Here is a 20,420-nt window from a genome sequence, read left to right as displayed (position 1 = left end):
GAGAACCCGCCTCAAGCGGGCCGGGCCGACTGTCACAAATAGGGGGACCAGCATGCGCGTCATTTCCGAACAAGGGTTCGCATGTTGTCGGACATCATTTCAGCGAGTCCTTGGCGCTTACCCGCAGCCCCGGACGCTCGTGCTTGCGGTTGCTGCCGCGCTTGGTGCCAGTATCGCAGCCCCACTGCATGCCGATGACGAGACGATCGAGATGGTCCTCCAGATTAACGATGACCGGATGGAAGCCCGGATCGTCGAACAGTCGGAGGGGTGGCTGACCCGCCGCAACAGCCTGCCTCTCACCCGTGAAGCCACAGGCATCGAGCTCGTGCACGACTGGATCGAGTCGCAGGAGGACCACGAGCCCCAGCAAGAGAACGCGGCCTTCATGGTGGGGATGGCATCCACCGTGTCCGAGGTGGATGCGACGGCGCTGGTCATTCAGGACGTGGATCAGGAAAACCACATTGAACGCGACCTGATGGTCGTGCAAAGCCAAGCCGGCTGGACGTCCCTGGAAAACACCGGGCATGCCGTAGCGGGTGACGACGGCCTGCGGCTGATCTCCCGCGCACGGACCCTGCAGACGCAGGGCGCCGGTCAGGTCAACGTTGCGGAACTCGAAGCGCAGGCCGAGGCGGGCGAGAACAGCCTCTCTGCAGGCATTCAGTCCAGCCTGCAGCGAAATACCCTGAGGCAGCACCGGGTGGTGTCGGAAAGCACGGTCGGGCGCTCCCGCCTGGTGAATAAGGGCCGTATAACGGCCGGAGGTGCCGGACTGCGCGCCGACCAATCGGCGTCTCGGGTCCAGGTCTTCGACACGGACCAGGTCAATACTTCGGGGCAGGACTTCGTGGGAACGGGCACCGAAATCACCGGGGACGGCTCGGGAGTGATCCTGGGTGATGTCTCAGTCGAGCAGGCCAACGAGCTGGGCCAGACCCATGTGGCCGCGGATTCTCGGTTGGGCGAACTTGCGATCGAGAACCACGGCGATATAACCAGCGGCGATCACGGAGTCGCAGCAATCCTGACCACCCCCGACACTCAGATCATGGATGCCATCCAGGAAAATACCTGGCAGGGCACGGCCGAACTGAGCGCGCCCTCGGGCGAGGTGGATGATTCGGGCAGCACGGGCACGCCTGGCGGTCTTGCCCTTTCCACTCGGTATGTTGAGCAATCGAGCGAGGCCAGCCAGACCGACATCGCGACCGCGACCAGCGTGGGCCATGGAAGGATCCACAATACCGGAAGCGTATCCGCAGAAGGATACGGGCTGGCCCTAGAGGTCGATGCGAGCCGGGTCCAGGTGCAACAGGTCGAACAGATCAACGACGTGACAGGCGACGCCAGCTCGGTGGCCGGGTCGGGCGGTGACGGTGGTGCCGGCGATCCAGACACGGGTGCAGACGGTGGCGCCGGGGGCAATGCGCTGGCAGAGCTGCGCCTGAATCAGTCCAACGAGCTGGCTCAAACCCTTGTACTGACTGATTCGCGTATCGGCCAGGCCGAGGTACGCAACGCGGGATCGGTCCAGGCGGGAGGGGGCGGCATCGTCGCACGCGTCTCTACCGACATCGTACAGGTGCAGGAAGGGGAGCAGGCCAATCAGGCAATGGATGCGTTTGACGCGACCGCGGGCGATGCTGGTGCCGGAGGCGCCGGGGATGTCGACGGTGGCGCCGGTGCGGATGGTGGGGATGGTGGGGATGGTGGGGACACTCTGGCAGAGCTCATCTGGTCGCAATCCAACGAGGCAGGCCAGATCGTGTTGTTGTCGCATAGCCGTCTTGCCGAAGTCGAAGTGGAGAACTCCGGTCGCGTGTTTGCCGGCGGCCGCGGCATCACCGCCGAAAGTGGGGTGTCACTGGTACAGGTACAGATTCTCGATCAGACCAACTCGGCAGAAGTCGAAACCAGACTTGTGGGCGGAGACGGAGGCGAAGGAGGCATCGGGTCGGACGGCAACGATGGTGACGGAGGAGCCGGAGGCTCCGCCGAATACCACCATCGGTTGGGTCAAGAAAACGAAAGCGAGCAGATCCTCCTGATATCCGGGGGATCGCTGGCCAGCACGAAAGTTTCGAATCACGGGGACATCCGTGCCGGGGGTGACGGCATCGTGGCGCGTGCGAACGCCGAGGTCGTCCAGAAGGAGCATGTCAATCAGGCCAATACCGATGAGATGCAGGAAGCAGGAGACGGCGCAGGCGGCGAGCCCGATGGGGAGGCCATAAACGACATATCGGTCGATCAATCCAATCACCGGGCCGGGATCATGGTGATCGATGCAGTGGAGGTCGCGCGGGTCCGGGTGGAACACCACGGCGAGATTGACGCGGACGGCCGAGGTATCGTCGCCCATTCCTCGATCAGCGGGGTGTCGGATTCCGCGACTGCCGTGTCTGTCCTGAGCTCCGGCCACATCCGGGCCGGGCAACAGGCGATCCATGCCATCAGCGACGGCGGGTCGGCGCGCGATATCGAGGTACGGATCACGGATGGGTCGGTGATCGGGGGGCCGGGATACTATGGGCTACAACTCGAGGGGTCGGGCAGCAACACGGTCTGGAACGACGGGGTGCTGACCTCGATGTCGCGGCGCGCCGTACTCGGTGGTGATGGCGACGACACGATTTACAACACGGGGTTGCTGGCAGGGGACGTGGACCTCGGAACTGGCAGTAACGCCCTGTTCAATCAGGAGGCCGGCCGGTTCGAGAGCGAGGCCATCGTCGACCTAAACGGCGGCACGCTGGAGAACCGCGGTTGGCTCAACCCGGGTGGCACAAATCGGATCGTGACCACCCAGGTCGCCGGTGACTGGACCAACACCGCTACTGGGCGCTATCAGGTTTCCCTGGACATGGTTTCCGGCGATTCCGATTTCCTGGATATCTCCGGAACCGCCTCCCTGAATGGCGAGGTCGTCCCCCGAATCCTGGTTCCGGACGATTCCGGAAGCTTCACCATCGCCGCGGCAACGGGCGGGGTCACGGACGAGGGGATGAATGTTCAAGATACGCTCTTCGTGGACTACAAACTGGACTTCTCCTCGGCCAGCGAGCTGGGCCTGAGCGCGGAAATCGACATCCCCGAAACGGTAACCGGACTGAACTCCAACCAGCAGTCCGTGCACGGGGTTATCGAAGGGCTGTGGGCGACGGGGTCAACAGGAGACCTCGACACCGTGTTCGGCGCCCTGCTCTCTGTCTCGGATGTTGCCGAATTGGCACAGGCCTACGAACAGCTCAGCCCCGAGCCCCATATGAACAGCGCCGCCAGCGCGACCCACGCGGCCGGCGTGTTCGCCAGTGACCTGCTTAGCTGCAGCGTGGACTCCGGCGCACATGTCCATGTGCGCCAGGGCGAGTGCGCCTGGGTACGGCTCGGACGGCGGAATCTGGACCAGGATTCCACCTCGCGCCAGGCTGGATTCGAGGAAAACAGCATCTCGGTATCCACCGGCGTGCAACGCGCACTTGCCAACGACTGGCATCTCGGAGGCGGAGTGGGATTCGAACGCGGCGATGTACAGTCGGATTCCGGCGCGCAGACAGAAGTGGACCGCATGCATGCCGGCGCTGTACTCAAATATGCTCCAGGGCCGTGGATGGTTTCTGGGTCAGTGTCGGGCGGTTACGGCTGGCATGACAGCACGCGCGTCGTCGACTTCACCGGCGAACCATCCGAACTCACTGCCGACTATCGCGTACGCCACCTGGGGATCGACCTCCATGCGCAGTACGAGATCGATCTAGGTGGGTCCTACCTCAAGCCCTATGCCGGGCTTGGCTACCGGCAGGTCCGCCTGGGTGGATTCTCCGAAAGCGGTGGGCCCGAGGCACTGGACGTGGACAGCGAGCGCGACCGCGCCGGCAGTATCGCGCTGGGTACACGCTGGGGTACCGAATTCGAGACCGGAAATGACACACTTGTACGCCCCTATCTCTCGGCGGGCGCCACTCGGTATACCTCGGACGAGACCCAACTTACAGCCTCGTTCCAGGGGGGCGGCGATTCGTTTCGAATCAGCCGAAGCCGTGACCGCACAGTGGCGGACATGGGCGCTGGTCTGGAAATTCTCGCTGGGGACTCCGGTTCGGTTCGTGTGGACTACCGTGGCCGCTTCTCCAACAACATGACGGATCACGCCATCGGGATGCGGGTGCAGATCCCGTTCTAGCCGCCGACCAAATGACCGGGGGCCTGCTGCGCACCTACATGTGTTCGCCCATGGCGCCGAGGCCCATCATGCCAGCGCCAATGCCGAACAGCATGCCGACGATCATCAGGGCCAGGTAGATCAGCAGCAGCACGCCGAAGATGGTGAAGTAGATGCGCAGTCGGCTTAGTGCGTACTTGATCTCCAGCGGGTCGGCGCTGTCGAAGGCGCGCTGCGAGGCGCCCGCCGCCTGCATCAGCACCACCCCGGCCCAGATCGGGATCCAGGCAATCAGGATGCCGACAATGGACAGGGCAGTGAGCACGCCCGAGATGATCAGCATGATACCGATCAGCTGCATCCAGAACTTGCCGCGCACCAGTGGTTCGATCAGTTCGCGAAGCTGCGGGTTGCCTGTCGATTCTGCTTCCATGCGAATACTCCTGTCCGTTGGGTTGGGAACGGTTCCGAGCATAGCAGCCTGACCGGGGCACCGTGCATTGTTCGCCATTGGGGCGAAAGGCATACTCGGGCGGTACACCGCAGCTGCGCAATGGAGGCCGCATGAGCGATCAGGGACGAGACAGTGAACGCGAGCGTAGTGGGCCGCAAGGGACCATGCTGTTCCAGGGCGCGACTTTGCCCGAGACGGAAGCCACCGCAGAGCAGTCGCGAACGCCCCCCGGTGGACACCCCGTCCTGGTGGGCGTCGCCGAACCCTTCCGCCAGCAACGCCTGACCCTCAAACCCGGCAAGCAGTCCGTCGGCCGACAGGGCGACAATGACATCGTGCTGCAGGAAGGCAGTGTCTCGTCGCAACACGCCTGGCTGGTCAACGACGGCGGGGCCTGCCGCGTGGTCAACCTTCTCTCGACGAACGGCACCTGGGTGAACGAGCGCAAGGTGCACGAGGCCACGCTGAATGACGGCGACCATGTCCGTTTCGGGCGCGCGGAGTTCATCTTCCGGCGCCGGGATGACGGCTCCGAGGCCGTGCCCGTCGGTGGCGTCCGGCGGTCCTCCTGGCGCTGGATCGGCGTGGCAGTGGCGATTCTGGTGCTCGCCGCGGTCGCGCGCATCCTGCTCGAAAACACCTGAACGAGCCGTCCGGCGTGCAGCGCATCGGTCGCTATGGCGTAGGCGAGGAGATCGGTCGCGGGGCGATGGCCGTAATCTATCGCGGCTTCGACCCGGAGATTCGCCGCGAACTTGCGATCAAGTGCCTGCAGGATGACTACGCACGCCGGCCCGAGTATCGCCGCCGGTTTCTGGTGGAGGCGCGCGCAGCCGGCACACTGACCCACCCGGGGATCGTGACGATCTTCGACGTCGGCGAATCCGGGGACCGCCCGTTTATCGCGATGGAACTGCTGGACGGGATTACGCTCGCCGCCTTCGCCGAGCAGTTCCGCCCGCTGCTATTGCGCAACGTACTCAAGATCGCGATCCAGCTGACCGAGGCGCTCGATTACGCCCACCGCAATGGTGTGGTGCATCGCGATATCAAGCCGGAGAACATCATCGTCACCAGCGCCACGGTGAACATCAAGGTGATGGACTTCGGCATCGCCCAGACCCTGAATGATCCTGCCTGGCGGGCCGATTCGGATGGCTACGTCGCCGGCTCGCCCCACTACATGGCTCCGGAACAGATTCGTGGCCTGTCCACCGACGCCCGAGCGGACCTCTACTCGGTGGGGGTCGTCCTGTATGAACTGCTCACCGGCTCGACACCCTTTCGCGGGCACGAGGTCGAAGGGCTGCTGACCCGAGTGGTGCGCGACCCGCCACCGCCCTTGCGCCCGATCGTCCAGGATTGCCCCCCGGAGCTGATCGAGCTGGTCGAACGGCTGCTGGAGAAACAACCGGACCAGCGCTACCAGTCAGCCGGAGAGCTGCTAGTAGAGCTGCAACGGATCGACGAAGAGCGCATGGAACACGAACGCGCCGGCGCCGGACGGCGGATCATCCCGCTGCGGTGGCGCTGGCCGGCAATCCTCGGAGCGACCGTGGCCATCACGCTGGCAGCCGCCGGCGCCCTGGTGCAGAAAAAACAGAACGAGGTGATCACGGACCTGGCCTTCGACTACGGGTCCACGCTGGCGCAGATCATCACGGTGGAGAGCGCGGAGGACCTGCTGCTGGAGGACACCATCGCCGTACAGGGGCGGCTGCAGGACATGCAGGACAATCGCGAGATCGCGCTATTGAGCGTGGCGGACCACCGAGGGCACGTGGTGGCGAGCAGCGATCACGCATCACTTGGCAGCCCATTTGAATCCCCTCCCGAGGAGCACCTGCTGACCCGTCGCGGGGACCAGGCGATCTGGTCTCTGGAGGACCCGGACGGGCGCGAGATGTTCCTGTTCGAGGCACCCGTGCGCTTTCAGGAGATCGAGATCGGGCGGCTGCAGGTGGGCCTCTCGACCCGCTCGCTGCGTGCCGCCAATCAGACCACACTGCTGGCCCTGACGCTGCTCGCGCTGGTGACGTTGCTCGCCGTTTCGCTGGGTGCTTACGTACTCGCACGACGGCTGCAGACGCCACTGGACACTCTGCGCGGGGCCCTCGATCAGATCGGACAAGGCCGGCTGGACACGCGCATCCGCACCCGGCGACGCGATGATTTCGAACGGGTATATGCCGCCTACAACGCGATGGCGGACTCGCTGGAGGCGCGCATGAAGCAGCGCCCGGCACCCCAACAGCAAGCCCCGCAAGCGGAATCCGACAGCGAGCGGACGCTGATACTGGAGGAACATGCGGAGGCGGACCGCCCGGAACGGACTCCCCCCGCCTGAGCAAGCGGAACCCCGGCTACAAGAGCTCGGTGTCGCCGTGCGAATAGGGTGGCGCGCAACTGCACAGGATATGCAGCGGCTCGGTCCCGGTATTGCGGATGTTATGCGGGGTACCGGGGTGGATGCAGACGGTATCCCCGACCGTCACCTCGAAGGTCTCCCCCCCGAGCCGCATCTCTCCGCGCCCGCGGGTGATGTGGTAGAGCTCCTCGGTCTGCGCATGGCGATGCAGGTGCGTGGTCGCGCCCGGGGCGACCACTGCCTCGGCGAGGCTCTGGGCCGCATTGCCATGGGAATCCGGGTGCATCAGCTCGCGGATTTCGGAGCCGTCCTTGGTGTCATAGGCCGGGATGTCGTCGTAGCGCGTATACATGATCGGCCTCATGCCGGCTCGGGGACTTCCTCGAGCAACAGGCTGCAGCCACCCATTGCGGCGGGCTTGGGTACCCCCATCAATTCCAGCACCGTCGGGGCCACATCGGCCAGACCGCCGCCGGTACGCAGACGCCAGCGCTGCGAGTCGGTAATCATGCACATCACCGGGTAGATCGTGTGCTGGGTGTGCGGGTCGCCGGTCACCGGGTCGATGTACTCGTCGCAGTTGCCATGGTCAGCGGTCACGATCACGGAATAACCCGCATCCTTCGCGGCATCCAGCACGCGTCCGACCTCGCGATCCAGCACCTCGACCGCCTGGAGCAGGGCCTCGCGCTTGGCCGTGTGGCCCACCATGTCGCCATTGGCAAAGTTCACCAGGATGAACCCGTAGCGCCCGCCTTCCATGGCTTTGATGGTCTCGTCGGCCACCTCAACCGCGCTCATCTCCGGCTGTTCGTCGTAGGTATCCACTGGCGGCGAGGGCACCATCACGCGCTGTTCTCCGGCGTAGGGCTCTTCCTTCCCGCCATTGAAGAAAAAGGTGACGTGGGCGTACTTTTCGGTCTCCGCGCAGTGGAACTGCGGGATACCGGCAGAGGCGATCGTGCTCCCCAGGGTGGTCGAGGGGCGCTCGGGCGGGAAGGCGATCGGCGACAGGAAGCGCGGGTCGTACTCGGTCAGACAGGTCTCGGCCACCGGGCGGAATTCACCACGGTCAAAGCCGTCGAAGTCGTCCAGCCCCAGCGCGGCCGTCAGTTGACGCGGCCGGTCGTTGCGGAAGTTGAACAGCACGCAGACCGCGTCCTGCCCGAGCGGGGCACCGCCGTTGATGATGCGGGGATTGATGAACTCGTCGTCCTCGCCGGCGGCGTAGGCGGCCTCGATGGCCTCGCGCGCCGACCCTGCGGGCTCGCCCTCGGCGTAGGCAATCGCGCGGAAGGCCTTTTCGGTGCGGCTCCAGCGCTTGTCGCGATCCATGGCGTAATAACGACCGCATACCGTGGCAATGGCGCCGCCGGCGCTGGCCAGCTCCTCTTCCAGCGGGTCGAGGTAGTTGAGCGCGGAACGCGGGGCCGTGTCGCGACCGTCGGTGATCATGTGCACCATCGGCCGGGCGCCTTCGCGCTGGCAGATCTCGACCAGCGCGCGCAGGTGGCGGATATGCGAATGAACGCCACCATCGGACACCAGGCCAATCAGGTGCAGCGGCAGGTCATTATTCGCGGCCGCGCGGGCGGCACTGACCAGGGCGTCGTTCTCGTAAAAACTGCCATCGGCGATGGAGTCGTCGATGCGCACCAGATCCTGGTTGATCACGGTCCCGGCACCCAGGGTCAAATGGCCCACCTCGGAGTTGCCCATCTGGCCATCCGGCAGGCCAACGGCGCGGCCACAGGCATCCAGCGTGGTATGCGCATGGGTAGACAGGTACTCGTCGAGGCGCGGCGTGTTGGCCTCGGCGTAGGCGTTGTTCACCTTGGACGGGTTTACTCCGACCCCGTCCATAACGATCAGCAGGACGGGGCGGCGGGGGGTCGGACGCGGGTCGGCCATCGCGGGTTCATTACCTGGGTCAATGGGTTATCCGGGCATTTTAGCAAGTTCCAATGCGCAGATGGACACCGCGGGGATCCAGTAGACGCTGGCGTGTGAAACAGTCAGCGTCTACCGGGAAACACCGATCAATGTTTCCTAGCGGAAACGCCCCTCGTCATAGTCTTCCTGCGAGGGCCCCTCGTCGGCCCGGGCATCGTCACGGGCAGGTTCCTGAGGCGTGTCATCTTGCGACAGATCGGTGCCTGGAGTTTCGTCCGTCTGCGATTCCGAGGACTTGCGCGCCTCTTTCTGGCGCTGGAGCTCGGCCTGTTCAGCCTCGATGCGGTCGAGTTCGGCATCCATCTCCTCGTCGGTCATCGGGGTGTAGCCCGCGCGCGCGGAGGCCGGGGTCTCCCGAGCCCCGGCGCTGGAGCTGGAGCTGGCCGCTCCAGCCGTGGCCGTGGCGGCTGCGGCCTTGCGGCTAGAGGTGCCAGACGCACCCTTGCCGCCACCACCAGGCCCACCGTCCGGGTCGTCGGGCCCATCGCCGGAGTCATCGCTCAGGTCATCGGGCTCATCGCCCCCTTGCGCGCGACGCTTCTCGGCCTTCTTGCGCTCCATGATGCGCGAGAGGATCAGCCCGATCTCGAACAGCAGCCACATCGGCAAGGCCAGCAGCGTCTGCGAGATGATATCCGGCGGCGTGAGCACCATGCCGATCAGGAACACCCCCACGATCACGTAGGGGCGCTTCTTGGCCAGCTTGTCGGGTGTGGTCGCCCCCAGCGAGACCAGAAGAATCGTCGCCACCGGCACCTCGAATGCGATGCCGAACGCGATGAACAGCATGATCACGAACGAGAGATAGCGCGAGATGTCGGTCATCACCGAGACCCCCTCGGGGGCGGTCGCGGTGAAGAAGGCGAAGATCAGCGGAAAAACCACGAAATACGCGAAGGCCATCCCGAGGTAGAACAGGATGGTGGACGAGGCCACCAGCGGAAGGGCCATGTTCTTTTCGTGGCTGTACAGCCCCGGCGCAACAAACGACCAGACCTGATAGAGCAGGTACGGGATGCTGATCACCACCGCCAACAGCAGGACCAGCTTGAACGGGATCAGGAACGGCGCGGCGACGTCGATCGCGATCATGCTGGTGCCTTCCGGCAGGTGCTGCATCAGCGGATCCGCCAGCCACGTGTATATCGGGTTGGCGAACGGGAACAGCACCAGGAACACCACCAGAATGGCGATGAACATCCTGAGGACACGATCACGCAGCTCGATCAGGTGCGTGAGCAGGGTTTCGGTGGCCTCCGGACTCGGTTCGACCTCCGGCTTGGTCTTGCTCATGAGTGCTTGTCGGGGGCCTGGTCGTCGTGAGTGGAGTCGCTTGAATGGTCCGGGGCGGCATCCTGGCGGTCCGCGGACTCGGGGGTATCCGACTTCGCGGTGCGACGCGGGCGCACAGCCGGCTTCTTGCGCTTGGGTCGATCCGCCTCTCCAGCGCGTGCCTTGCGTTCGGCTTCCAGCGCCGGGTCGTCGGTCATCAGGTTGCCGTCTATACCCGAGCGGGTCGGCACCCGACGCACTTCAGCCTGCTCGGGATCGGCCTCGTCCTGGGCGTCGTCCGCATCCGCCGGGCGGCGCTCACGCACGGCCGGCTTCTTCGTCTGTTTATCCGTTGCAGCGCGCTTGTCGTCCAGGGCCTTCAGGTGGTCCTGCGTCAGGCCCTTGCGGGCGGCGGGCTTCCCCTCGATGTCCTCGCGCAGATCCTTTTCGGTTTCCTCGATGTCCTCGCGGAGATCCTTCTCGGTCTCCTCCATGGTGCCCTTGAGCTGACGGATCTCGCGCTCCTGGCTCTGGAGCATCTTGCGCAGCTCGTCGGTCTGTAGTTCCTGCTCGAAATCCGAACGCACGCTGTGCACGAAACGCCGGGTCTTGCCCACCCAGCGGCCGATCTCGCGCGCAAGGCCGGGCAGCCGCTCCGGTCCGACGACCAGGAGCGCGACCAGCACGATGATGATGATCTCCCAGAAACCGATGTCGAACATGCGCTAGCGCCGCCCGAGTCCGGCCGTTCCGCGCGGGGCGCGGATCAGGATTTCTTGTCCGACTGCGAGGTCTCGGTTTCCTGCTCCGAGCTGTTCTTCACCTCGCCGTCGACCACACGCCCCTTGTCGCCGGTCTGGTCCTCGACCTCAGGGGTCTCGCCATCCTGGCCTTCCGCGTTGTCATCCTGCTTGTTCTGGCCGTCCGGGTCCTTGACCGCCTGACGGAAGTTCTTCAGCGCGGAGCCGACGTCACCGCCCATGTTGCGCAGTTTCTTCGTGCCGAACAGCAGCACGACGATGAGCAGGATAATAAGAAGTTGCCAGATGCTGATGCCACCAATACCCATGGACTCTCTCCAAGATCATTCAACTTTGGGATAAGCCTGAACGGCGCCAGGCCCATAATCAATACGCAGCGTTTTATTTATCGTTTTTATCAGAGCGCTGCCCACTGGCCCGGCGCGCGGCCTTTTCCGCGATACCGGACAACCCGAAGCGCCGAGCCAGCTCGTCGAGGACGTCGTCGGGGTGGCGGCCCCGGGCCGCGAGCACAATCAGGCTATGAAACCACAGGTCCGCCATCTCCGACACCAGCGCGTCGCTGTCGTCGTTCTTGCCGGCGATAATGGTCTCCGCCGACTCCTCGCCGAGCTTCTTCAGCATTTCGTCGAGCCCCCGGGCGTGCAGCTTCGCCACGTAGGACTGCTCCGGGTCGGCCTGGCGCCGCTGTTCGATCACCTCGGCCAGCGCGCTCAGGAGTTCGGCACCCGCCAGGGCATCTGACGCACGCCCGGCCATCAGGCGGCCACCCCGGCGTCGTTCGGCCGTACGGGCACACCTGCCGCGGCCATCGCGTCCTTGGCCTCGCCCACCGTGTGCTGACCGAAATGGAAGATGCTGGCCGCCAGCACTGCGTCGGCATGGCCTTCGGTCACGCCCTCGACCAGGTGCTGCAACTCGCCCACGCCGCCGGAGGCAATGACCGGGATACCCACCGCATCGCTGACCGCCCGGGTCAGTTCCAGATCGAACCCGATCCGGGTGCCATCACGGTCCATGCTGGTCAGCAGGATCTCGCCGGCCCCGAGGGACTCCATCCGCTGCGCCCACTCGACGACTTCCAGATCGGTCTCGCGGCGCCCACCGTGGGTGAGCACCTCCCAGCGAGGGGACTCGCCTTCCGCGCTGACGCGCTTGGCGTCGATCGCCACCACGATGCACTGGCTGCCGACCCAGTCGGCCGCCTCGCGCACCAGCTCCGGGCGGTGCACGGCGGCGGTATTGATCGAGACCTTGTCGGCCCCGGCATTCAGCAGGCGGCGGATGTCCTCCACCGCACGCACGCCGCCACCCACGGTCAGCGGGATAAAGACCTCGCGCGCCACCTCCTCGACCACATGCAGGATGGTGTCGCGGTCGTCACTGGAGGCCGTGATATCGAGGAAGGTGATCTCGTCCGCGCCCTGCGCGTTGTAGCGCCGCGCGATCTCCACCGGGTCGCCGGCATCGCGGATGCCGACAAAGTTCACGCCCTTGACGACGCGGCCGGCATCGACATCCAGGCAGGGGATGATGCGCTTGGCCAGCATCTCAGCCCCCGGACGCCGCCTTGCGCGCCTCTTCGAGCGTGAACGCGCCCTCGTACAGCGCGCGTCCGACGATGGCCCCCGTGATGCCCTCTTCCTCGTTCTCGGCGAGCTGGCGCAGGTCATCCAGCGAGCTGATCCCGCCAGAGGCGATCACCGGCACGCGCACGTTGCTGGCCAGGCGGGCGGTGGCCTCGACATTGGGGCCCTTCATCATCCCGTCGCGGGCGATATCGGTATAGACGAAGGCCACCACACCATCGGCCTCGAAATGCTGGGCCAGATCAATCACATCGTGGTGCGACAGCTTCGACCAGCCATCCACCGCCAGCTTGCCGTCCTTCGCGTCCAGCCCGACGATGATGCGCCCGGGAAACTCCAGGCACAGGTCATTGACGAAGTGCGGCGCGCTCACCGCCCGGGTGCCAATGATCACGAACTCCACCCCGGCATCCAGATAGGCCTGCACGGTGTCCTCGTCGCGAATCCCGCCGCCGATCTGGATCGGCAGGTCGGGGAAGGCCTCGGCGATCGCATGTACGGCCTCGGCATTACGCGGATGGCCCGCGAAGGCGCCATCCAGGTCGACGATGTGCAGGCGCTCCGCCCCGGCATCTACCCAGCGCTTCGCCATCTCCACCGGGTCTTCGCCGAACACGGTGGAATCCTCCATCTTGCCCTGGCGCAGGCGCACGCATTTGCCTTCCTTCAGATCAATTGCAGGAATGACCAGCATCTTGGACTCCTCACGCAGCCCCGGGACCCTCACCGTCCCAGCGCAGAAAGTTATGCAACAGGCGCAGCCCGCAGGCGGCGCTCTTCTCCGGGTGGCACTGCATGGTGAACAGCGAGCCGCGCGCCAGTGCCGAGGCAAAGGTCTCGCCATAATCGGTGCGCCCGGCGATATCCGCCTCGTTCTCCGGCAACACGCGATAGCTGTGTACAAAATAGAACCACGGCGTCTCGGGCAGGCCGTGCCACAGGGGGTGCTCGCCCGTCGGCAGGACCCGGTTCCACCCCATGTGCGGGATCTTCAGGCGCCGGCCGTCCGGGCCATCGCATTCCGGGAAACGTGCGACCCGCCCCGGCAGTATGCCCAGAAGATCGACCCCGCCGCTCTCTTCGCTGTGCTGCATCAGGATCTGCTGCCCCAGGCACAGGCCAAGGAAGGGCCGATCCGCAGTCAGCTCGGGCAACAGGCGATCGAGCCCCCGCGAGGCCAGCGCGCGCATCGCATCACCGGCCGCCCCCTGCCCCGGAAAGACCAGGCGATCGGCCTCACGCAGGGTGTCGGGATCGTCCGTCAGCAGGATGCGCTGGCCGGCACCGGACTCGTGTTCGAGCGCGCGAACGACCGAGTGCAGGTTACCCATGCCGTAGTCAATGACGGCAACTGTTTCCATGGCCGGGAAATCCCTTTAAAGACTGCCCTTGGTCGACGGGGTAATCCCCTGCGCGCGCGGGTCGGCCTCGGCCGCCATGCGCAGCGCGCGCCCAAAGGCCTTGAAGATGGTCTCGGCCACGTGGTGCGCGTTGTCTCCGCGAAGACTGTCGATGTGCAGGGTCATCCAGGCGTGGTTGACCAGCCCCTGGAAGAACTCGTGAAAGAGATCCACATCGAACTCGCCGATGTGCGAACGCCGAAAGTCCGCGTGCATCTCCAGCCCCGGGCGCCCTGAAAAATCGATCACTACCCGCGCCAGGGCCTCGTCCAGCGGGACGTAGGCATGGCCGTAGCGGCGGATGCCCTTCTTGTCCCCCAAGGCCTTGGCCAGCGCCTGTCCGAGCGTGATGCCGACATCCTCGACCGTGTGATGCGCGTCGATATGCAGGTCGCCCTGCGCACGCACCGAGAGATCGACCATGCCGTGGCGGGCCACCTGGTCGAGCATGTGATCGAGGAACGGGACACCGGTCTCCAGCTGGCTTGTGCCCTTGCCATCAAGGTTGAGCTCGACGGTGATCTGGGTCTCGAGGGTGTCGCGGCGGATGCTAGCAGTACGTTCAGTCATGATTCCGATTCAAGACGACAAAGGCTCAGTGTAGCAAGGCTGGCCACGGCCCGGTACGCACACCGGATCGGGGCACTCGCCTGCCATGCAATTGGCAAAAAAAAGCCGGGACCCGAGGGCCCCGGCTGGACGTCAGGAAGCGAGGCTTCCTTAGCCGACTTCGACTTCGGTCGAATCGGATTCGCCCTTGTTGTCCGTCCAGGAGACGGACACGGTGTCGCCGGCGGAACCGTCGAACTCGACCTGCAGGAACGGGTTACGAGAGACAGTGAAGTTCCAGTAGGCGGTAATGGCGTCTTCGCCGTTACGCTTGATTTCCACGGTTTCGATGAAGTGCGGACCACCATCATCATCCGGGACCAGCATGTCGTGGCTCATCAGAGCGCGGACGTTAACAACGCCGTTGCTTTCTTGGGCGCGAACTCGAATAGACATATCTTATTCCTCCAATAGGGTTCGATCAGCGATTGGGGCGCGCGGCTTAACCGCCGCAGCCACCGACCGTGACCTTCACTTCGCGGACCGTCTTGTACCAGCTGTCGCCAGACTTCACGGCGGCCACGACGTTCGAGGACTCACCCAGACGGATGCGGCTGGACACTTTCGGCTTGGTGCCGGAGGCCAGGATGTAGTGGGCGGTCGCGGCGAAGTCGTTTTCCTCGGCGAACAGGGCGATCTCGGTGACGTCGTCCAGGCTGGTTTCGATCGAAACCGGGACCACGGCGCCGTTCTCGGCGATTTCCGGGGCGCTCAGATCGATGTCGTCGCTATCCGGGATGTCGGTGGAGCCGAGCGCAGCTTCCATCGCGGCGTCCAGGCCCTCGGCCTCGAACGTGGAGGACGGCCAGGCGGCCAGCAGCTTGCTCGGAGCCAGCAGGCCAGCCCCAACGGCCACGCCGACGGTGCCGGCGGCGAGAGTGCCTTTCAGGAAGACACGACGCTTGGTGCTAATCATGGAGATCTCCTCTCATCTTTTTGGGTCAGTTCCGGGTTATCCGGCGGCGTTTTAGCGGTTGCCCGCGTTTACGCCTGTTGCTTTGGACGGCGACCCCCGGGGATCTATTCCTTGGGGTCGGGCTCCATCGCTGACCAGCTTCAGTGGTCTTCTGCTGGTCTGGCAGGTTCATCCTCCCAAAGTTCGCTGAATCGATGATGAACAGATCACCAAGGGTTCAAAATCGGGTGAATGACAACGGATGGACCTGAAGCCAGCGCCGTATCAATGGCACACTATTGCCCTTCATTGCAACGACACCCCGGAACGAACATGCGTTCATGCAAGGCCCAGTGGCTCCTGATTGCGGTCGTGGTCGTGCTCGGCACGATGCAGATGCTCGCCTCCTGCGGACAGAAGGGTGATCTCTACCTGCCCGATGACGACGAAACCGAGGAGCGCCGCTGAATGGACTACTTCGACTACCACGGCAACACGCTGCATGCCGAAGGCGTGGCGCTGGACCACCTCGCCCAGCTGGTGGGTACGCCCGCCTACGTGTATTCGCGCGCCACCCTGGAGCGCCACTACCGCGCGTTCAGCGAGGCCCTGATCGGCACGCCGCACCAGGTCTGCTTCGCGGTGAAGGCGAACTCCGCGCTGGGGGTGCTGAACGTGCTCGCGCGCCTGGGCGCCGGCTTCGACATCGTCTCCGGCGGCGAACTGGAACGTGTACTGCGCGCCGGCGGCGACCCGGCGAAGGTCGTGTTCTCGGGCGTCGGCAAGACTGCGGCCGAGATGCGCCGGGCACTCCAGGTCGGCATCCATTGCTTCAACGTCGAGTCCGCCCCGGAGCTGGAGCGGCTGGAGTCCGTTGCGGCCGAGATAGGCGTGACCGCACCGGTCTCGATCCGCGTGAATCCGGACGTCGATGCCGAGACCCATCCCTATATCGCCACCGGCCTGCGCGAGAACAAGTTCGGCGTTGCCATCGAGGAGGCGCCGGCGCTGTATGCCCGGGTACGCGACAGCCAGCACCTGGAGGCCACCGGCGTCGATTTCCACATCGGCTCGCAGCTGACCCGGATCGACCCGTTCACCGATGCCCTGAAACGCGTGCTGACGCTGGTCGACCAGCTGGCCGCAGACGGCATCGAACTCGAACACATCGATGTCGGCGGCGGACTGGGCGTGCGCTACCGCGACGAGACGCCGCCGGAGCCGGACGCCTGGGCCAGCGCCCTGCGCGAGGTAATGGGCGAGCGCCCGCTGAAGGTTCTGCTCGAACCGGGGCGCGCGATCGCGGCCAACGCCGGCGTGTTCCTGACCCGGGTGGAGTACCTCAAGCACACCGAGGCCCACGACTTCGCGATCGTCGACGGGGCGATGAACGACCTGCTACGCCCGGCCCTGTACGGCGCCTGGCAGGAGATCATCCCGGTCGTGCAGCGCAAGGACTCCGAGCCCCGCACCTACGACATCGTCGGCCCGGTCTGCGAGACCGGCGACTTCCTCGGCCGCGAGCGCGAACTGACGCTGGCCGCGGGCGACGTGCTCGCCGTGCGCTCGGCCGGGGCCTACGGCTATGTGATGGCCGGCAACTACAACTCGCGCCCGCGCCCACCGGAGATCATGGTCGACGGCGACCACTTCCAGATCATCAACCGACGCGAGCAGGTCGATCACCTGATGATGCGCGAGAGCATGCTGCCCCAAGACCCAGAAGACACGGACCCGGACGATGACGATCCGCCCGGAAGCGTGGACCCATGATCCCGCGCCGCCCCGAACCGGAGCTTATGCTGGAGCCTGCGCAGGCCCGCGCCTATGCCGAGGCCGACTTCGCCGCGCCGCACGAGGGCTTCGTGGACGCCTTCGCCGAGGCCTTCCCCGGCCCGGTCAGCGGACCCGTGCTGGATCTCGGCTGTGGCCCGGGCGATGTCTCACTGCGCTTCGCCGCGCGCTACCCGGCCTGCGAGGTCGACGGGATCGACGGCGCGCCCGCGATGCTGGCCGCCGGTGACGCGCTGATGGCCGGCCACCCGGCCGCGCAGCGGGTCCATCTGGCCGAGGGCTGCCTGCCCAAGGCGCGCGGCCCGCGCGCCCCGTATGCCACGATTATCAGCAATTCCCTGCTGCATCACCTGCATGACCCCACCGTGCTGTGGCAGGCCATCCGGCGCGATGGGGCGCCCGGCGCAGCCGTGTTCGTCATGGACCTGCGACGTCCCGACTCGGAAGAAGCGGTCAAGGCCCTGGTCGCGGAGTACGCAGCCGAGGACCCGGACGTGCTGCGGCGCGACTTCGAACACTCCCTGCACGCGGCCTTCACGCCCGACGAGGTCCGCGAACAGTTGGCCGCCGCCGGACTCGACGGCTTCACCGTCCGCCCCACATCCGACCGGCACATGATCATCTTCGGGCACCTGCCGGAGGCCACCTGATGCGCCTGGAATTCACCAAGATGCACGGGCTGGGCAACGACTTCGTGGTCATCGACGGGACGCGCCAGACCGTCCGGCTCGACGAGGCGACGCTGCGCCATCTGGCGGATCGCCACTTCGGCATCGGCTGCGACCAGATCCTGCTGGTGGAGCCCCCGGGCGACCCGGCCCAGGCCCTGTTCCGCTATCGCATCTTCAATGCCGACGGCTCCGAGGTGGAGCAGTGCGGCAACGGTGCGCGCTGTTTCGCCCGCTTCGTGCGCGAGCAGGGCCTGACCGAGGCCCGCGAAATCCCGGTCGAGACCCTGGGCGGACGCATCGTGCTGCATGTCGAGGACGACGAGCGTGTGCGGGTCAACATGGGCCGGCCGGTATTCACGCCCGAACAGATCCCGCTGGTCGCCGAACACGAGGCCGATGCCTACACCCTGGACGTGCAGGGCCACGCGCTCACACTGGGCGTGGTATCCATGGGCAATCCGCATGCGGTGCTGCTGGTCGACGACGTCGCGAGCGCGCCCGTGGCCGAGGTCGGCCCGCTGATCGAGCGGCACGAGTGCTTCCCGCGTCGCGTGAATGTCGGCTTTGCCGCGCTGCGCGACCGCGGCCATGTGGACCTGCGGGTATTCGAACGCGGGGTCGGCGAGACGCTGGCCTGTGGCAGCGGCGCGGCCGCCGCGATGGCCATCCTGCGCCGACGCAACCTGGTCGACGACGAGGTTGAAGTCTCGCTGCCGGGCGGTACCCTTGTGCTAAGCTGGAATGCACAGGCCGAGGCCCCGGTTTGGCTAACCGGACCGGCCACCACGGTTTTCAACGGCTGGATCGATCTATGACTGGGCAATCCTCCAACGCCTCTGCTGCAAACACCCCCAAGCCGCAGGCGACGGACGACAAGAACAACAAAACGCTTACTGCGGCCGACGTCGAGGCCTATCTGCGCGATCACCCGGATTTCTTCCAGGACCACCTGCCGCTGCTGGACATCCTGCGCCTGCCACACCCGGCCGGCGGGGCGGTGTCGCTGCTGGAGCGCCAGGTCGCCCTGCTGCGCGAGAAACACCGCGCGATGGAGCAGCACATGGGCGAGCTGGTCGAACGCGCCCGCGACAACGAGCGCATGGGCCAGCACCTGCACGAACTGGCCAAAACCCTGATGCGCGCCGAAAACCTGGATGCCGTACTGGCGCTGACCCAGGACGCCCTGCGCAACGAGCTGGGTGCCGAGCGCGTCAGCATCCGCCTGGCCGACCGCGAGGTGGACGACCTGCACGCCCTGGAGTCCGGCGAGCTGAGCACGTTCGATCCGCTGTTCGCGCGCGGCAAGGCCCAGTGCGGCCGTGTGCCGGGCGAGATGCTGGACGTACTGTTCGATTCGGCCGACGACATCGGTTCCGCGATCCTGATGCCACTGGGTGACGAGTCCGACCGCATCGGGGTGCTGGGCCTGGCCAGCGACTCTCCGGACCGTTTCCAGCCCGACATGGGCATCTATTTCGTCACCCATATCGGCGACCTGCTGGCCGAATCGATCCGCTGCCATGTCGAGCGGACCCACGCCGCCGCCTGAGGCGGCGACTGATTCCAGCCCGCCGCAGGATGCGGATATCGCGGCCTTTCTCGGGCATTTAAGCGATGTTCGCGGCCATTCACCGCATACCGTCAACGCCTACCGGCGCGACCTGAACCGCCTGCGCGGCCTGCACACGGGCCCGTGGGCCGATCTCCGGGCCGCGGACATGCGCCGCATCGCCGGGCAGCTCGCCCGCCAGGGCCGCCACCCGCGCTCCATCCAGCGCTTTCTGTCCGCCGCGCGCGGCTTCTTCGCCTTTCAGGTCGAGCACCGCCGCATGCCGGCCAACCCCGCCGCCGGCCTGCGCGGACCGCGCGCGGGGCGCGCCCTGCCACGCGATCTCGACGTCGACCAGACCCAACAGGCCCTCACCCCGGCCGAGGACCTCGATCCGACCCTGGCCGCCCGCGACCAGGCCATGCTGGAGCTGCTGTACTCCTCCGGGCTGCGCCTGTCCGAGCTGACCGGGCTGGACCTGACGGATCTCGACCTCGATACCGGGCTGGTGCGGGTACTCGGCAAGGGCCGGCGCGAGCGCAGCGTCCCGGTGGGGCGGGTCGCGCGTGATGCGATCCGCAGCTGGCTTGAGCGCCGTGGGGACTGGGCCGCGCCCGGCGAACGTGCCCTGTTCGTGACCCGCCGCGGCGCCCGCATCGGCAACCGCGCAGTCCAGCGCCGCGTGGCCGAGGCCGGCCGGCGCGCCGGGCTGGACGTGCGCCTGCATCCGCACCGGCTGCGCCATGCCTTCGCCAGTCACCTGCTGGAATCGAGTGGCGATTTGCGAGCCATTCAGGAACTTCTTGGTCACGCCAACCTTGAAACCACCCAGATCTATACCCATCTCGACTATCAGCACCTGGCACAGGTGTATGATGCCGCCCACCCGCGTGCCCGGAGAGACCGTTCGCCAGGCAAACGCTGAATCCAGCTTTCT

At 65.8% G+C, this 20,420-nt stretch carries 22 protein-coding genes; 9 read left to right on the top strand and 13 right to left on the bottom strand.

Going from position 1 to position 20,420, the window contains the following annotated elements; translation table 11 throughout:
* Nucleotides 1-139: 139 nt before the first annotated feature.
* Complete coding sequence (locus F467_RS0102960) at nt 140-4,189, top strand: autotransporter domain-containing protein (protein ID WP_018137573.1); 4,050 nt, start codon at nt 140-142, stop codon at nt 4,187-4,189.
* A gap of 34 nt (nt 4,190-4,223) precedes the next feature.
* Here F467_RS0102960 and F467_RS0102955 read toward each other — a convergent pair whose 3' ends face one another.
* A complete protein-coding gene (locus F467_RS0102955) occupies nt 4,224-4,601 on the bottom strand; it encodes a DUF5362 family protein (protein WP_018139869.1) in 378 nt (125 codons plus the stop codon).
* Nucleotides 4,602-4,732: 131 nt separating this feature from the next.
* Here F467_RS0102955 and F467_RS0102950 point away from each other — a divergent pair, with 131 nt between their 5' ends.
* Together F467_RS0102950 and F467_RS0102945 are read left to right on the top strand one after the other, a co-directional pair.
* On the top strand, nt 4,733-5,266 hold the full coding sequence (locus tag F467_RS0102950) for an FHA domain-containing protein (protein ID WP_012981551.1): 534 nt from the start codon (nt 4,733-4,735) through the stop codon (nt 5,264-5,266).
* A gap of 14 nt (nt 5,267-5,280) precedes the next feature.
* Nucleotides 5,281-6,969, top strand: coding sequence for a serine/threonine-protein kinase (locus tag F467_RS0102945; protein WP_018139868.1), 1,689 nt, complete (start codon nt 5,281-5,283; stop codon nt 6,967-6,969).
* Nucleotides 6,970-6,985: 16 nt separating this feature from the next.
* Here F467_RS0102945 and F467_RS0102940 read toward each other — a convergent pair whose 3' ends face one another.
* The 12 genes from F467_RS0102940 to soxY all read right to left on the bottom strand — a co-directional run bounded on the left by F467_RS0102940 (nt 6,986) and on the right by soxY (nt 15,490).
* Nucleotides 6,986-7,342, bottom strand: coding sequence for a cupin domain-containing protein (locus F467_RS0102940; RefSeq protein ID WP_018139867.1), 357 nt, complete (start codon nt 7,340-7,342; stop codon nt 6,986-6,988).
* A gap of 8 nt (nt 7,343-7,350) precedes the next feature.
* Complete coding sequence (gpmI, locus tag F467_RS0102935) at nt 7,351-8,901, bottom strand: 2,3-bisphosphoglycerate-independent phosphoglycerate mutase (RefSeq protein WP_018139866.1); 1,551 nt, start codon at nt 8,899-8,901, stop codon at nt 7,351-7,353.
* A gap of 138 nt (nt 8,902-9,039) precedes the next feature.
* Nucleotides 9,040-10,236, bottom strand: a complete 1,197-nt coding sequence (tatC, locus tag F467_RS0102930) for a twin-arginine translocase subunit TatC (RefSeq protein ID WP_012981547.1) — start codon at nt 10,234-10,236, stop codon at nt 9,040-9,042.
* Entirely contained in the window at nt 10,233-10,937 is a 705-nt protein-coding gene (gene tatB, locus F467_RS0102925) for a Sec-independent protein translocase protein TatB (protein WP_018139865.1), read from the bottom strand. The genes tatC and tatB overlap by 4 nt, the downstream gene beginning before the upstream one ends.
* A 44-nt stretch (nt 10,938-10,981) precedes the next feature.
* Nucleotides 10,982-11,284 (bottom strand): twin-arginine translocase TatA/TatE family subunit, encoded by a 303-nt coding sequence (gene tatA / locus F467_RS0102920; protein ID WP_012981545.1) that lies wholly within the window; start codon nt 11,282-11,284, stop codon nt 10,982-10,984.
* A 73-nt stretch (nt 11,285-11,357) separates the two neighbouring features.
* Nucleotides 11,358-11,735 carry a phosphoribosyl-ATP diphosphatase gene (locus F467_RS0102915; RefSeq protein WP_018139864.1) on the bottom strand — a complete coding sequence of 126 codons (378 nt, stop codon included), beginning with the start codon at nt 11,733-11,735 and terminating at the stop codon, nt 11,358-11,360.
* Entirely contained in the window at nt 11,735-12,526 is a 792-nt protein-coding gene (gene hisF, locus F467_RS0102910; RefSeq protein ID WP_018139863.1) for an imidazole glycerol phosphate synthase subunit HisF, read from the bottom strand. The genes F467_RS0102915 and hisF overlap by 1 nt, the downstream gene beginning before the upstream one ends.
* 1 nt (nt 12,527) lies before the next feature.
* Complete coding sequence (gene hisA, locus F467_RS0102905; RefSeq protein WP_012981542.1) at nt 12,528-13,259, bottom strand: 1-(5-phosphoribosyl)-5-[(5-phosphoribosylamino)methylideneamino]imidazole-4-carboxamide isomerase; 732 nt, start codon at nt 13,257-13,259, stop codon at nt 12,528-12,530.
* Nucleotides 13,260-13,269: 10 nt separating this feature from the next.
* A complete protein-coding gene (gene hisH / locus F467_RS0102900) occupies nt 13,270-13,926 on the bottom strand; it encodes an imidazole glycerol phosphate synthase subunit HisH (RefSeq protein ID WP_018139862.1) in 657 nt (218 codons plus the stop codon).
* A 15-nt stretch (nt 13,927-13,941) separates the two neighbouring features.
* A complete protein-coding gene (gene hisB / locus F467_RS0102895; protein WP_018139861.1) occupies nt 13,942-14,535 on the bottom strand; it encodes an imidazoleglycerol-phosphate dehydratase HisB in 594 nt (197 codons plus the stop codon).
* A 150-nt stretch (nt 14,536-14,685) separates the two neighbouring features.
* Nucleotides 14,686-14,970 (bottom strand): thiosulfate oxidation carrier complex protein SoxZ, encoded by a 285-nt coding sequence (soxZ, locus tag F467_RS13135; protein WP_012981539.1) that lies wholly within the window; start codon nt 14,968-14,970, stop codon nt 14,686-14,688.
* 46 nt (nt 14,971-15,016) lie between these two features.
* Nucleotides 15,017-15,490, bottom strand: a complete 474-nt coding sequence (gene soxY / locus F467_RS0102885) for a thiosulfate oxidation carrier protein SoxY (RefSeq protein ID WP_012981538.1) — start codon at nt 15,488-15,490, stop codon at nt 15,017-15,019.
* 312 nt (nt 15,491-15,802) lie between these two features.
* Here soxY and F467_RS13330 point away from each other — a divergent pair, with 312 nt between their 5' ends.
* The 6 genes from F467_RS13330 to xerC are packed head-to-tail and all read left to right on the top strand — an operon-like array spanning nt 15,803 to nt 20,408.
* Nucleotides 15,803-15,937 (top strand): lipoprotein, encoded by a 135-nt coding sequence (locus tag F467_RS13330; protein ID WP_012981537.1) that lies wholly within the window; start codon nt 15,803-15,805, stop codon nt 15,935-15,937.
* On the top strand, nt 15,938-17,242 hold the full coding sequence (gene lysA / locus F467_RS0102875; RefSeq protein WP_018139859.1) for a diaminopimelate decarboxylase: 1,305 nt from the start codon (nt 15,938-15,940) through the stop codon (nt 17,240-17,242). It abuts the gene before it with no gap.
* On the top strand, nt 17,239-17,913 hold the full coding sequence (locus tag F467_RS0102870) for a trans-aconitate 2-methyltransferase (RefSeq protein WP_018139858.1): 675 nt from the start codon (nt 17,239-17,241) through the stop codon (nt 17,911-17,913). The genes lysA and F467_RS0102870 overlap by 4 nt, the downstream gene beginning before the upstream one ends.
* Entirely contained in the window at nt 17,913-18,749 is an 837-nt protein-coding gene (gene dapF, locus F467_RS0102865) for a diaminopimelate epimerase (protein WP_018139857.1), read from the top strand. The genes F467_RS0102870 and dapF overlap by 1 nt, the downstream gene beginning before the upstream one ends.
* Nucleotides 18,746-19,483: a DUF484 family protein gene (locus F467_RS0102860; protein ID WP_018139856.1), complete on the top strand. Its 738-nt coding sequence runs from the start codon at nt 18,746-18,748 to the stop codon at nt 19,481-19,483. Before dapF ends, F467_RS0102860 begins: the two co-directional genes overlap by 4 nt.
* Nucleotides 19,455-20,408 (top strand): tyrosine recombinase XerC, encoded by a 954-nt coding sequence (gene xerC, locus F467_RS0102855; protein WP_018139855.1) that lies wholly within the window; start codon nt 19,455-19,457, stop codon nt 20,406-20,408. Before F467_RS0102860 ends, xerC begins: the two co-directional genes overlap by 29 nt.
* Nucleotides 20,409-20,420: the final 12 nt, after the last annotated feature.

The organism is Thioalkalivibrio sp. ALJ12, assembly GCF_000378305.1.
GTDB lineage: Bacteria > Pseudomonadota > Gammaproteobacteria > Ectothiorhodospirales > Ectothiorhodospiraceae > Thioalkalivibrio.
Note: the sequence above shows the minus strand (reverse complement) of the source record. Positions and strands in the feature narration are given on the sequence as shown.